This window comes from Bradyrhizobium sp. 613_E4_N2_2 (assembly GCF_052075995.1).
Taxonomy (GTDB): domain Bacteria; phylum Pseudomonadota; class Alphaproteobacteria; order Rhizobiales; family Xanthobacteraceae; genus Bradyrhizobium; species Bradyrhizobium barranii.
The window spans coordinates 2472414-2484782 of sequence record NZ_CP197234.1; the positions used below are offsets into that span (position 1 = coordinate 2472414).

At 64.9% G+C, this 12369-nt stretch carries 13 protein-coding genes; 5 read left to right on the forward strand and 8 right to left on the reverse strand.

The features are described from left to right. Nucleotides 1-334 precede the first annotated feature (334 nt). Nucleotides 335-1360 carry a hypothetical protein gene (locus AB7290_RS11650; RefSeq protein WP_283017305.1) on the forward strand — a complete coding sequence of 342 codons (1026 nt, stop codon included), beginning with the start codon at nt 335-337 and terminating at the stop codon, nt 1358-1360. Here AB7290_RS11650 and AB7290_RS11655 read toward each other — a convergent pair. Genes AB7290_RS11655 through mdcA form a run of 7 tightly spaced genes read right to left on the reverse strand, consistent with a single transcriptional unit; the run spans nt 1300 to nt 7332 of the window. Next, nucleotides 1300-2220, reverse strand: a complete 921-nt coding sequence (locus AB7290_RS11655) for an acyltransferase domain-containing protein (protein ID WP_354098183.1) — start codon at nt 2218-2220, stop codon at nt 1300-1302. The genes AB7290_RS11650 and AB7290_RS11655 overlap by 61 nt on opposite strands. Continuing rightward, nucleotides 2220-3083, reverse strand: a complete 864-nt coding sequence (gene mdcB / locus AB7290_RS11660; RefSeq protein ID WP_283017303.1) for a triphosphoribosyl-dephospho-CoA synthase MdcB — start codon at nt 3081-3083, stop codon at nt 2220-2222. Before mdcB ends, AB7290_RS11655 begins: the two co-directional genes overlap by 1 nt. Next, nucleotides 3080-3727, reverse strand: a complete 648-nt coding sequence (mdcG, locus tag AB7290_RS11665) for a malonate decarboxylase holo-[acyl-carrier-protein] synthase (protein ID WP_283017302.1) — start codon at nt 3725-3727, stop codon at nt 3080-3082. The genes mdcB and mdcG overlap by 4 nt, the downstream gene beginning before the upstream one ends. Then, complete coding sequence (gene mdcE / locus AB7290_RS11670) at nt 3720-4460, reverse strand: biotin-independent malonate decarboxylase subunit gamma (protein ID WP_354096545.1); 741 nt, start codon at nt 4458-4460, stop codon at nt 3720-3722. The genes mdcG and mdcE overlap by 8 nt, the downstream gene beginning before the upstream one ends. Further along, nucleotides 4447-5361 (reverse strand): biotin-independent malonate decarboxylase subunit beta, encoded by a 915-nt coding sequence (locus tag AB7290_RS11675; protein ID WP_283017300.1) that lies wholly within the window; start codon nt 5359-5361, stop codon nt 4447-4449. The genes mdcE and AB7290_RS11675 overlap by 14 nt, the downstream gene beginning before the upstream one ends. Continuing rightward, nucleotides 5358-5675 (reverse strand): malonate decarboxylase acyl carrier protein, encoded by a 318-nt coding sequence (mdcC, locus tag AB7290_RS11680; protein WP_071911406.1) that lies wholly within the window; start codon nt 5673-5675, stop codon nt 5358-5360. Before mdcC ends, AB7290_RS11675 begins: the two co-directional genes overlap by 4 nt. Nucleotides 5676-5685: 10 nt before the next feature. Further along, the gene (gene mdcA / locus AB7290_RS11685; protein ID WP_283017299.1) at nt 5686-7332 is read right to left on the reverse strand and encodes a malonate decarboxylase subunit alpha; all 1647 of its coding nucleotides are present in this window, start codon (nt 7330-7332) and stop codon (nt 5686-5688) included. Between the two features lie 193 nt (nt 7333-7525). Between mdcA and madL the strand changes: the two genes are divergently transcribed. The 4 genes from madL (at nt 7526) to AB7290_RS11705 (ending at nt 11029) form a co-directional block, all read left to right on the forward strand. Next, nucleotides 7526-7966, forward strand: coding sequence for a malonate transporter subunit MadL (gene madL / locus AB7290_RS11690; protein WP_028149209.1), 441 nt, complete (start codon nt 7526-7528; stop codon nt 7964-7966). After that, a complete protein-coding gene (gene madM / locus AB7290_RS11695; protein WP_063981840.1) occupies nt 7963-8727 on the forward strand; it encodes a malonate transporter subunit MadM in 765 nt (254 codons plus the stop codon). Before madL ends, madM begins: the two co-directional genes overlap by 4 nt. Next, on the forward strand, nt 8728-9414 hold the full coding sequence (locus tag AB7290_RS11700) for a GntR family transcriptional regulator (RefSeq protein WP_085402438.1): 687 nt from the start codon (nt 8728-8730) through the stop codon (nt 9412-9414). Nucleotides 9415-9880: 466 nt separating this feature from the next. Further along, complete coding sequence (locus AB7290_RS11705) at nt 9881-11029, forward strand: ABC transporter substrate-binding protein (RefSeq protein ID WP_283017298.1); 1149 nt, start codon at nt 9881-9883, stop codon at nt 11027-11029. A gap of 92 nt (nt 11030-11121) precedes the next feature. Here the strand turns inward: AB7290_RS11705 and AB7290_RS11710 are convergent, their stop codons facing one another. Continuing rightward, nucleotides 11122-12351, reverse strand: a complete 1230-nt coding sequence (locus tag AB7290_RS11710; protein WP_028149204.1) for a Gfo/Idh/MocA family protein — start codon at nt 12349-12351, stop codon at nt 11122-11124. Nucleotides 12352-12369 lie beyond the last annotated feature (18 nt).

A 12369-nucleotide genomic window follows, 5' to 3' on the forward strand; every position in this document is an offset into this window, starting at 1 on the left:
TCGCAATCGCTCCGCGCGATCGGACGGGTTCTGCACTCCGGACAGACTGTCATCCCGGGAAGGTCGAATGCCCAGTCGTCAGTTCGGATATAGCGCTTCGTCTGGCACCCGTAACATCGGCTACATCCGTTCGGGTAAACAGCCTTTGCAACTTTGCGTGGGCCGATGCTTGAAAGTGCGACCTTGAGAGGATGGCGAAAATGGACAATCGAGCTGACGGCCAGATCGCCTGCGGCCAAAATGAATCCACGGCGTTGCCGGATTTAAGTCGCATTGCGACCTAGGTCACGGCCAACGCTCCCGTCCGGGCAGGGGCGCAACACCGGGGTTTTCCATGTCCGGTCATTTGCGAGTTTATTGCGCCGCTTTTACGCTTATTGCAGGTCTCTCGACATCATCCGCGTTTTCGACGCCTCTTTCCGAACTCTTCAATGCCGGTCCCGCCACAGCCCCTGCGCCCGCTTCCGCGGAAGCAGAGTGCTTGACGCGGCCCGGCAAGTCGACCGCCGATGGCCAGCACTGGGTCTATCGGGTGGAAGGCCAGCGCAGATGCTGGTTCCAGATCGCCGAAGGAACTGAGAGGGCGAAGAAGCCGGTTCAGCAACGCGCCACCAAACATCGTGTCGCCGCGGCCGAAGAGAACCAGACCGCGGCGCGCAAGCGGAAGACGGTGGTGGATGCGCGCGCGGAGCTGCCGCGCTCCGCACCTGCGGATACGTCCCGGCCGAGCCCGTCCGTGCCCGCGCAGGTGGTTGATGCCAATCCCGTCCTCGCCACCGGGATCGCAACCCGCGCGTCGCCGGCCCCCCTTTCCAAACGCGACCCGCTCACGGCCGACGAGTTCACGCCGCGCCAGGTCGACGTGGAGGCACTCCTTGCGGCGGCGCCAGCCGCCAGTGACGTGGTTGCCGCCTCGGCGGCGCCGCTCGCCTTTTCCGCCGCAGAGGCGGGCGATGACGGACGGGTTTGGACCTGGCTTGGCATGCTGCTGATGGCTTTGGGGCTTGTCTCCGTCTTGAGCGCGAGTCTAACCATTCGGTGGGCCGCGCTGCTGCCCCAGCTATTATTCGCTTGCCAGCGGCGAGTTGACGCCAGCAGGCAGAATGGGCCTCGAGCTCCCTGGCGGCGCGGCTCCCTGGTTTGGGCCCAACAGGGCTTATGGGGCAATGCCTGGCGTCGCTCAACACCACAGCTTTCAGCACCGATCGCGGTGAGTATCTGGAGGCTTCTCTTGTCGAGGGCGAGTTCTCTCGAGAAATTTCATGCGTTCGCTCAATCGCGAGCCGCCGGGCGCCCTGCCTATTCGGAAACAACCCAGTTTCGCAGACCATCGATCGTGCGAAATCCGTCGGCGGCGTAGCAGCGGATCGATCGATGGAAGCCTTGCGTCATCTCGGCAAGCGCGTGTCCTGGACCGAGGTCCAGGACTTGATCGACCCCGAGCTCTACGAGAGCCTCCAGCGTCGCCGCCCAGTCGATCGGGCGCGCGATCTGGCATGCGAGCTTTGCTGTCGCATCGGTCACGGAGAAGATGCGCTCGCCGCCATCCCCTGCGAGGAGGGTTCGATGGTCTGCGACAGGAGCGCGTCTGCTGGTCGCAAGCGCTTGCTGCAAGGGCGTGCAGGCCGGTTCGAGACGCGTCGTATGCGAGGCGATTTTGACGGCGAGAAGACCGGCGCGGGCGGCGCCCTGTGTCGTCGCCTCCTGACAGAGGGCGATGACATCGCACTCCGCGCCTCCAACCACGACAAGAAGGCCGGGATTCCTGATTGCGATCTCGCAGCGGTGCGTCTCGAGCAGGTGTTCGAGCGTGGCTCGTTCGAGCCCGCGGACATAGCCGAGCCGCCCATCCGGCCCCGCCACGCCGTCCATCAATCGGGCGCGGATATCGGTCAGTCGCAACGCTTCGGCGGCGGTCCATATTCCCGCAACGCTCCAGGCCGCCATCTCGCCGACGCTGTAGCCCGTGACAGCGGTGCCCTCAGTCAGCAAGTCCGCGATACAGGCGTGGATCGCGAGCGCCGATGTGACGGTTAGGATCTGGCTGACATGGTTGGCGGACAGCTCGTCCGCGCGGCGCGTCCTTATGAACTTCCGCGGATCTTCGCCGAGACAAGCGGTCGCAGCGGCGAAGACCGATTCCGCAGCAGGCCGATCGGCGACGAGATCGAAGATATTGTCCGACAGGGTGCCTTGTCCGCCGCAGAGCAGTGCAAGCATCAGGGGGCCAGCCGATCAACGAAGAGAGCGTCCACAAACAGAGCCATGGCGAGCAGATCTGCCGATCCGCCCGGACTGAGATTGCGCGCGACGAACGCCTGGTGAATGCCGTCGGCGTGTTTGCGCCAGCCTGGGCAACCGATTCCGCCCGCGGCAAGGAACGCGGATGCGCTGGCCTGCGCGAAGCGCAATCCGTCAACTCCGCCCCTGTGCAACAGATTGGTGTCGGCAACATCTGCGATCAGCGCCATGCAGGTCTGAACCCGAACCGCCTCCTCATCCCGAGGCGCGATCGTCCGCGCCGCATGCAGCGCGGGAAGGGCGATGTCATAGACGGAGGGGAAGCCACAAGCCGCTTCCGCCCTGGCGCCGCCGGCGCCGTAGCGACGTGACGCCACGGCGCCGTGGCTGCGCAGGGATATCGGGCCTGCGTAGATGGCGTCGCCCCAACGTTGCGACACCAATTCGCCGAGCGGCTTGCGAATGCCGAGAGCGCCGCGATACCCGGCCGCGGCGCAGAGCAGACCCAGTCCGAAGATCGCGCCGCGATGCGTGTTCACACCTGAGGTCGCCGCCAACATCGCGCGCTCCGCCGCAACCCCGATCGCGCGCAACCGGTCCATGCCGGCGCCCTCGGCGCCCGCGGCTGCGAGGTCGTGGAAGAACGGAGCCAGCGTGTCGGCACTTCGGCACAGGAGCCCGGCGTCCATATCGCGATGCGCGCCGTTGTCGACGTGGCTGACGAGCCCCGGCTTCGGATAGGTCTCTACTTCGAGCTTCAGGCACAGCGATGCGAGATGACCGAGCTGCTCCGCGCGGAGCGCGCGTTGCGGCGGCGCTTGCCATCTCAGCGCGACATTCATGACGCGCCACCCGCGAGAAACGCCGCACGCGTGGTGACATGAACGCCGGCCGCGCCCTTGACGAGGACTTCGTCCTCGTTAGCGCCGGTCAGCTCGCGCCATTGCACGCCGCCGGCGTGATAGACGATCTCGCCGTCGAGCCGCATCGGCGCCGTCTCTGCGATCCGCGCGATGTCGGACGGTAGGGTGTTCGCGTGCCTCGCCGACGACAGCGGCCAGAGCAGGTCGAGGTCCGATCCATCGGACAGATAGGGCAGGCCGGTGAGATGCTGCCAGGCCAGACTGCCGAATGTGCGCGTCTCCGGCAGAAGGCGGACGAGCAGGTCGATGGTCTGGCGCCACGACGCGGGCGCCGATGTTGCCGCATCCGCCAGCAATGGCGGCGGAGCATGCGTGATGAGTTCGCCGGGGGCGAGCGCGACGGCGATACGCCGCTTGCCGTGGCTCGGCGGCAGCGGCATTCCGAGCGGAATCATGCCTGCGGGATCGTTGCAGGCCGGCCTGCGAACCACGAGCGGGCGGCCGGCGCGCGCCCAGCCCTTGATAATCGGCTCGCTGGCGAGCGCGGGATTTCGGCTCATCGCGGCGGCCCAGCCGGTGGCCGAGGCCGTCACCATCGTATGGCGCTGGAGGGCTTCAGCCATGTGGCGCCTCCTGATGCGCGGCTGCCGCGAGTGTGCCAACCCGGTCGGCGATCTCGGCCGCCTTCCGCCGGCCGCCACGCTCGGCGCCGAGCCGCGCGCGATCGTCCTCTCCCTGCGGCCGTTGCAGCACGGCCGCAAGCTGCGGCGCCAAAGGCGCATTTTCATCCCAGACGGCGTGAATGCCGCCGGTCTGCACCATGTTGTCGAGGCCGGGCGCGAACACCGGCGTCGCTTCCGCCTTGGCCTTCAGCACATCGATCGGCAGCTTGGTGACCCGCGCCATCGACGGCAGGTCCATCACCGCGGGATGCGCACCGGGCAGCGCCACCAGCGTAGCGGTGGCGAGCGCGGTGGCGATGAACGCACCGGCCGCGCTGCCGCCATAGAGCAGGCCGACGGTACGATGTCCTTCGGCTTCCGCCAGCAGCAGGGCCTTGGCAAGATGCGACAGGTACTCGCTGAGCCCCAGCAGCTCGTCGCGCTTGCTCATGCGCTGGCTGGCGGAATCCACCAGGACCAGGATCGGCGCGCGATCGCCGGATTTGACGATCTCGATCACGCGCCCTGCGAGCACGATCGCCTCGTCGACGCCGAGCGGCTGACCCTGCGTGATGCCGAGCACGTGGATGGGACCTCCATCGGGCAGAATCGCCTGTCCCGCGATCATCGCGCCCGTGGTTGCGATCTTGCTGCCGTTTGGAAAGAGACTGGCCAGGATGTCATCGAGCGTCATCGGCGTTCTCCCTGTTGCTTGCCGCGCGAAGAAATGCGCCGGTCGGAAGTGCGGGGATCTGGGTCGGCTGGTCGATGCTAAGCGTCTGCCAGATCTCGACGGCGTCCTCGGCCTCGCCGAAACGCTGCAATCGCCGCTCGAGGCGCGTCTGCTCGGCTTCGAGCACCGCCACGTCGCATCGCCTGTTGGCTTTGAGCGCGTCGACCGCCGCCTGACGAAACGCCTGCGCCTCGTCGTCGACGAACGCATCAGCGCCGCCGATGAGGTAGCGATGCTTGCCACCCATCGTGCGCCACACCAGCGCGCGATCGCGCGAGTCGAATTCCTCGATACCCTTGTTGGTCTCGATCACTTCGGGGCCGCTGACGCTGATCCGCCCCTGTTCGGATACGATCAGGCGCGAGCAGGTGCCGGCGATCAGGCTACCGCCGCCGTAGCATCCGGCGCGTCCGCCGATCAGCCCGACGACGTTGACGCCGGCGCGCCGTGCCTCGATGATCTCGCGCATGATCTCGGCGATGGCGAGCTCGCCCGCATTGGCTTCCTGAAGCCGCACGCCGCCGGTGTCGAACAGGATCAGTACGTCGTGATGAAGCGCACGCGCGGCGCCCAAGAGGCCCGTGAGCTTGGCGCCATGGACCTCGCCGAAGGCACCGCCCATGAAGCGTCCCTCCTGCGCCGCGACGAGCACGGGCGCGCCGTCCAGGCGGCCGCGCCCGACGACGATGCCGTCGTCGAACTGTTCCGGCAGGTCGAAGATTGCCAGATGCGGGCTCATCTCGCGCAGCTCGGGGCCAATGAGTTCGGCAAAGCTGCCGGCGTCGACGAGCGTGTCGATGCGCTGGCGGGCGCTGGCCTCGTACCAGCTCAGCGAGGCATTGTCGGCTGTGGTCGCTGTCATCGTTCCGGCTCCTCGATCTTGCGGACGCCTTGCGCAAGGCGCAGCGCCACTGTGTCAGGCCTCGCGCCGCCGTCATTGATGGAGATGCGTAAGCCCCCGGCAGAGCGGCGCGCGACGAAGTCGCGGACCACGGCGTCCCAGACCATGCCGAAGCCATGAGCGGCCGTTGCGATGTCGATGGTGCAGACATCTGCCGGCGAGACGCGTTCCAGTAGGACTTCGAGATTGCCGGAGGCGACGACGCCGACGATCGCCTGGGTGCGGGTGCCGCCGGCGCATCTCGGGGCCGTCAGTCTGAAGCTGAGCTTTTCCATGCAAAACTCCTCACCAATTGCGGAAGCGGCTGGGCGGGCGGTAGAGACCGCCGGAGGCCAGCATGAGGTCCTTGATCGAGCGGGCCGCCAGCAGGCGCCGGTCGGCGTCGAGCGGATCGATGCCGAGATCCTCGGGGCGCTGGATCACGCCGCGCTGCCTGAGCTGTTCGACCAGCTTCGCATCACGCGCGCGTCCGATGTCGGTGTAGCCGGCAACGCCGCGGATCGCCTGCTCGCGCTCGTCCTTGCTACGGCACATCAAGAGGTTGGCGATGCCTTCCTCGGTGACGATGTGGGTGACGTCGTCCGAGTAGACCATGACCGGCGCGAGATCGAGCTTGAGCTCGCGTGCCAGATCGAGCGCATCGAGCCGCTCGACGAACAGCGGCGCATTGCGCTCGCCGAAGGTCTCGCCGATCTGCACCACCAGCTTGCGGCCGCGGCGCAGCGCCGCGTTGGAGTCGGGATCGGCTTCGGCGCCGGCCTTGAGCCAGGGTTCGCTCGGGTGGCGCCGGCCGCGCGGATCGGAGCCCATGTTGGGCGCGCCGCCGAAGCCGGCGATGCGGCTGGTCGTCACCGTCGAGCTGTGGCCCTCGAGGTCGATCTGGAGCGTCGATCCGATGAACATGTCGCAGGCATAGAGGCCCGCCGTCTGGCAGAAGGCGCGGTTCGATCGCAGCGAGCCGTCGGGCCCGGTGAAGAAGACGTCGGAACGCGCCGCGACGTAATCCTCCATGCCGACTTCCGAGCCGAAACAGTGGATCTGGTCGACCCAGCCGGATTCGATCGCCGGAATGATCGTGGGATGCGGATTGAGCGCGAAATGGGTGCAGATCTTGCCCTTGAGGCCGAGCCTCTCGCCATAAGTCGGCAGCAGCAGCTCGATCGCGGCGGTGTTGAAGCCGATGCCATGGTTGAGCCGGCGCACGCCGTAGGGTGCGTAGATGCCCTTGATCGCGAGCATTGCGGTCAGGATCTGGGTCTCGGTGATCGCAGCCGGGTCGCGGGTGAAGAGCGGCTCGACATAGAAGGGGCGGCCGGCCTCGACCACGAAATGCACGAGGTCGCCGGGAATATCGACGCGCGGCACCTTGTCGACGATTTCGGTGACCTGCGCCACGACGAGACCGTTCTTGTAGCTCGTCGCCTCGACCACCGTCGGCGTGTCTTCGGTGTTCGGCCCCGTATAGAGATTGCCGTCCTTGTCGGCGCTCACCGCCGCGATGAGTGCGACGTTCGGCGTGAGATCGATGAAATACCGGGCGAACAGCTCGAGGTATGTGTGCACGGCCCCGAGCTCGATCCTGCGGCCGAACAGCATGCGCGCGATGCGGGCCGATTGCGGGCCCGAATAGGAGAAGTCGAGGCGCCGCGCGATTCCCTTGTCGAAGATGTCGAGGTGGGCGGGCAGGACCACCCCCGACTGCACCATGTGCAGGTCATGGACATCCTGGGGGTCGAGGTTCGCGAGCGCCGAGGCGAGGATGTCGGCCTGCTTCTGATTATCGCCCTCCAGGCACACCCGGTCCCCTGACCGGATCACCGCCCTCAGGAATGCAGGCAGGTTGGCAATGGGCACCATCTTGCCCTTCGCGTGCTGGCCGCCGGCCGCCAGGCGCTCCGCCAGGGCGGCCTTTTGAATACCCCAATCGCTCATTTCGGCTCCTTGGCATGCGGGGTTGGCTTTCGATTGCCCCAATGTATGCGTATTGCCTACCTTTGTCAATTAATGTATACATTAACCCATAAGTGATGGATATTCGCATACACAGGAGGGAATTTGCGATGCGAATGCATGCAGATAGTCCACGTCCTGGGGATCGTGCCTTGCTCGCCGAGGGGAGGCGCCCGTGACCATTTCCGGCGTAGCGCTGCTCGCGATCTGCACCCTCTTAGGGGGCCTGCTGGGGGACCTGCTCGGCGTCGCCCTCGGCGTGAAGGCCAATGTCGGCGGCGTGGGCATCGCCATGATGTTCTTGATCGCGGCCCGGCTCTGGCTGGTGCGGCACGGCATACTCAGCCACGGGCTCAAGACCGGCGTCGAGTTCTGGGGCAGCTTCTACATTCCGATCGTGGTCGCCATGGCCGCGCAGCAGAATGTGGTCGCCGCGGCAAAAGGCGGTCCGATCGTCGTCATTGCGGGGATCGGCGCGGTCGCGGTGTGTTTCGCGATGGTGGCCCTGATCGGCCGGTTCAGCGGTCGTGTCGAGACCATGGACGAGATCGAGGCGCGAGAGGCCGAGGCGCTCGCTGCACCTGTGCCCCACTTCAAGTCCGGGAGGATCGGATGATCATGATGTCTCACATTCTCGCCGCCAATGCGCTGATCACTGCGTTCGCGGTCGTCGGAATCCTGATGTGGATCTCCGGAGCGATCTCGAAATATCTCACCTTCGGGCGCATTCACGCCTCGGCGATTGCGATCATGCTGGGCCTTGCGCTGGCCTTTTGGGGAGGCATCTCCACCGGCGGCGAGAAGGGCGTGGCCGACCTGCCGGCCCTGGCCGGGATCGGCCTGATGGGCGGAGCGATGCTGCGCGATTTCGCCATCGTCGCCACCGCCTTCGAGGTCGATGTCGTCCATGCGCGCAAGGCCGGGGTGATCGGTGCGGTCGCACTCGGACTGGGAACGGTGGTGCCGTTCATTCTCGGCGTGTTCGTCGCCGCGGCGTTTGGCTACACTGACGCGGAATCGTTGACGACGATCGGCGCCGGTGCGGTCACCTACATCGTGGGCCCGGTCACGGGTGCGGCGATCGGCGCATCCTCACCGGTTATTGCGCTCTCGATTGCGACCGGTGTATTCAAGGCAGTGATCGTCATGATCGGCACGCCCTTTGTGGCGAAGATGATCGGCCTGAACAATCCGCGTAGCGCGATGGTGTTTGGCGGCTTGATGGGAACGGTCAGCGGCGTGTCTGGAGGGTTGGCGGCGACGGACCGACGTCTGGTGCCCTACGGTGCGCTGACGGCGACATTCCACACCGGGCTCGGATGCCTGGTCGCGCCCTCGATCCTTTACTTCGCGGTGCGCGCGATCACGGGAGGCTGAATGGCAGAAGTATTGAAGGTCGCGGTCGACGCGGAGGACGATGGCGGGCTGCTCTCCGATCGCATCCGGAATGCGCTTACGGACGAGATTGCCTCAGGTGCGCTCGTCGCCGGTTCGGCCCTGGAAGAGCAGCAGCTTGCCGATCGTTTTGGAGCTTCCCGCACGCCGGTGCGGGAGGCGCTTCGCCAGCTCGTGGTCAGCGGCCTCGTCGAGGTGCGCGGCCGCCGCGGCCTCGTCGTTGCGCGCATGACGCCGGAGCGCATCATGGACATGTTCGAGACCAGCGCCGAGGTGGAAGCCATGTGCGTCAGGCTCGCGACCTACCGCATGACGCCGCTCGAGCGCAGCCATCTGATCGAGCTTCATGACGCCTCGCTCAAGATGGTCGAGGCCAACGATGTCGATGCCTATGACGCGTTCAACCGCGAATTCCACGAATGCATCTACCGCGCAACGCACAACTCATTTCTCGCCGAGCAGGCGCAGGACGTGCGTTCGCGGCTCAGCGCCTTCCGCCGCACCCAATTGCGGCAGGGCGATCGCATTCGCAAGTCCCGCGACGAGCATGACGCCATCATGCAGGCGATCGCGGAAGGTGACGGAGAGACCGCAGCCCGCCGAATGCGTGCGCATATGCTGAATGCCGCGTCCGCGCTCAGGCGCTACATCGATGATCGCCTCGGCTGAGTAGCCCGATCGCACGATCGGGCCGATAGCTTGACCGCATCCGGCGGCCGCAGGCATGGACTATTGGTAAGGTCGCATCCCCATTCTGCCTGATCGAGGCGCGCCGCGCTCGCATCGCGCCGAGCTGGCTTGAGCGCGGCGTCAAATATTTCTACATCCACTCAGATCCGTTCCTGCGTGCCGGTTTGGCAGGTATCAGGAAGCTGTTAGGCCAATAGTCCGAAGCAAAACATACGCAATGAACCGTACTCCTGCGGCTTGGGCCAGCGCCTGGCTTGATACGCGGGTCCTTGTCCCTAGGCATAGGGACAGACACAGCCCTGCGATCCGCTTAGGGTCGCTCGCCTGGTTGCTCGTAACCCCGGGACAGGGCTCGAACATCGGACGATCTCCTCCGGGTCCTTGATGCTGCCCCGCGGGTCCGATGCAACTGGCCGAAGCACCGGGGCGGACAGGGAGGAGCTACATGACTATCGGTTTTACGCGAGTTTGTCTTGTTGTGGCCTGCGTACTTTATGGATACGCGGCGCATGCGGAAATTAAAGTCGGAATTGTGATTTCGGCCACCGGCCCGGGATCTGCGTTGGGGCAACCCCAGCTCAAGACTGTCGCAGCTCTGCCAAAAGAGATCGGCGGAGAGAAGGTGACCTACATCATCCTGGACGACGAGTCTGATTCCACCAAAGGGATCCAGAACGCGCGCCGGCTCGTGATCCAGGACAAGGTCGACGTGCTGGTCGGGTCTTCTCTGACGCCGGTGACCATGCCGATGCTCGACGTCGCGCTGGAGTCGAAGACGCCGCTGCTATCGCTTGCGGCCGCCACCGCCATCGTTCAGCCGCTGGACGACAAACGGGCCTGGGCCTTCAAGGTCGTCCCCAACGATGACCTGATGGCGAGCGCCATTCTGAAATACATCGCGAAATCCGGCGCGAAGGCGCTTGGATTTATCGGTGTTTCGGATGGGTATGGCGAAGGTTACTATAAGGAGGTGAGCCGCCTTGCGCCGACCTTGGGTCTGACGGTGACCACACATGAAGTCTACGCGCGTGCGGATACCAGCGTCACCGGCCAGGCGTTGAAGGTGATGTCGACGAATCCTGACGCCGTCTTCATTGCTTCTGCTGGTACCCCGGCGGTCCTGCCGCAACAGGCGCTCCGTGAGCGCGGATACACCGGAAAGATCTTTCAGACGCATGGCGTGGCCAGCGAGGAGTTCATCAAGCTCGGAGGCGCGACCGTCGAAGGCGCTATTTTCGCCGGTGAGGCCTTTACCATTGCGGCCGATCTTCCGGCAGGAGATCCGTTCCGTCACGCCACGGAGCAGTTCGTGACCGCCTATGAGGCGGTGAACGGTCAGAAGCCCAATATGTTCGCGGCTCACCTCTGGGATGTCGTCGCGCTGATCGGGAAAGCTGCTCCGAACGCGCTGAAGACGACGAAGCCGGGCACGCCCGAGTTTCGTGCAGCTCTGCGGGACGAACTCGAGCGCGGGGAGAACGTCTATCTCAACAACGGGCTATCGAACATGAGCAAGACCGACCACAACGGCTATGATGAACGCTCAGCCTTTTTGATCAAGGTCGAGGGTGGGAAGTTCCGCTTGGCGAAATAGCAGCGCGCCATCCTCGGGAAGACACGATGTTGAAGCCGAGCTTCTCGTCGGTGATCTCGACTCCTCGGCCTGAAGGACAAGGCTTCATGCCGTCAGCGAGCCACGAGAGGAACATAGTGTTCGAGTTCGGGATCGGGGAAATGGATCGTCCGGCCAAGCTCCGCGGAGCGATAGAGCCCCATAAGCATTTCCATGACGCCGACCCCGTCATCGAAGGTTTCTGCCGGACTCATGCCTCGCCTGAATGCCTCCACCATATGGCGGTTCTCGTCGGTGTAGCCGTAGATGCCGGCTTCGTCCTCGACCACCGGCATCAGACCTTGCTCGGAATTCTGCTTCTCGACGAGATCCTCGCCCTCTGATCCGCTGATCGCGCGGGAGAGGAAGACCTTGAGGCCAGTCGAGAGCGAGGAGAACTCCATCGAATATTCGGGACCAAGCAATTCAAGCTGGATGCGCAAGCCGGCACCGACATATGCCCATGAGGTTGTCGCCTCGATCATCAATTGATGCCCGTCGGTATCTTCCATCGTAAGTATCCCGCGCGCAAAATCTTCGACCGGACGTTTGGTGAAATCGACACCCATTCGCCTCTTGAGGTCGGCAGCGTAGTGGGGGCGCGTCCATTTGAGATTGGCCGTCGTGGCGCTGGCGCTGACCAGCCGTAAGGAGTCGCGCTTTGCGCCGGGCGCGGTCAGCATGAAGCGTGCGACCTCGACTGAATGGCACATCATGTCGGAGAGCACGCCCCCTCCTTGCTTGTCGCCTTGCCAGAACCATGGCTCGTGCGGTCCTGAATGCTCCTCGGCGGCACGCGCGAGATAGGGGCGTCCACTTCCGGGTACGGCTCGGCGCCAGATGATGTCCTTGCCGCGCATCACCGCGGTCGAGAAAAGCTGGTTCTCCAGATAACCGTGAAGCAGGCCTGCATCTTCGACGAGCCTGCGCATTTCCCGTGCTTCGGCAAGCGTGCGGGCGAGCGGCTTTTCGCAAGCAATGGCGCGCAGGGGAGCCCCGGCCTTGGTCACGCGGTGGATCTCGCGCATGATGTCGAGACGGCTGTCGTTCGGCGTCAGCAGCCAAAGCGCATCGACCTCGCCGGACATTGCCATCGCCTCGATGCTGTCAAACACATGCGCCGGCCCAAGGCCAAGATTGCGCGCCTTGTCGGCAATGCGCGTCCGCCGTTCGGCGGAACGGCTGTAGACGCCGCCGACGCTGACGTTGCGCACGCCGAGCATGGACTGCAGATGGAACGCGGCAATGAAGCCGCTGCCGACAAGGCCGATGCGCAGCATTGGAAGTTCCGTGAGCTTCTGCATGTCAGAGACCTCCTTCAA

What these genes read in the sequence shown, in the direction of transcription:
- AB7290_RS11650 (WP_283017305.1), top strand. Translation starts at nt 335, where the DNA reads ATGTCCGGTCATTTGCGAGTTTATTGCGCCGCTTTTACGCTTATTGCA.
- AB7290_RS11655 (WP_354098183.1), bottom strand. Translation starts at nt 2,220, where the DNA reads ATGCTTGCACTGCTCTGCGGCGGACAAGGCACCCTGTCGGACAATATC.
- mdcB (WP_283017303.1), bottom strand. Translation starts at nt 3,083, where the DNA reads ATGAATGTCGCGCTGAGATGGCAAGCGCCGCCGCAACGCGCGCTCCGC.
- mdcG (WP_283017302.1), bottom strand. Translation starts at nt 3,727, where the DNA reads ATGGCTGAAGCCCTCCAGCGCCATACGATGGTGACGGCCTCGGCCACC.
- mdcE (WP_354096545.1), bottom strand. Translation starts at nt 4,460, where the DNA reads ATGACGCTCGATGACATCCTGGCCAGTCTCTTTCCAAACGGCAGCAAG.
- AB7290_RS11675 (WP_283017300.1), bottom strand. Translation starts at nt 5,361, where the DNA reads ATGACAGCGACCACAGCCGACAATGCCTCGCTGAGCTGGTACGAGGCC.
- mdcC (WP_071911406.1), bottom strand. Translation starts at nt 5,675, where the DNA reads ATGGAAAAGCTCAGCTTCAGACTGACGGCCCCGAGATGCGCCGGCGGC.
- mdcA (WP_283017299.1), bottom strand. Translation starts at nt 7,332, where the DNA reads ATGAGCGATTGGGGTATTCAAAAGGCCGCCCTGGCGGAGCGCCTGGCG.
- madM (WP_063981840.1), top strand. Translation starts at nt 7,963, where the DNA reads ATGATCATGATGTCTCACATTCTCGCCGCCAATGCGCTGATCACTGCG.
- AB7290_RS11700 (WP_085402438.1), top strand. Translation starts at nt 8,728, where the DNA reads ATGGCAGAAGTATTGAAGGTCGCGGTCGACGCGGAGGACGATGGCGGG.
- AB7290_RS11705 (WP_283017298.1), top strand. Translation starts at nt 9,881, where the DNA reads ATGACTATCGGTTTTACGCGAGTTTGTCTTGTTGTGGCCTGCGTACTT.
- AB7290_RS11710 (WP_028149204.1), bottom strand. Translation starts at nt 12,351, where the DNA reads ATGCAGAAGCTCACGGAACTTCCAATGCTGCGCATCGGCCTTGTCGGC.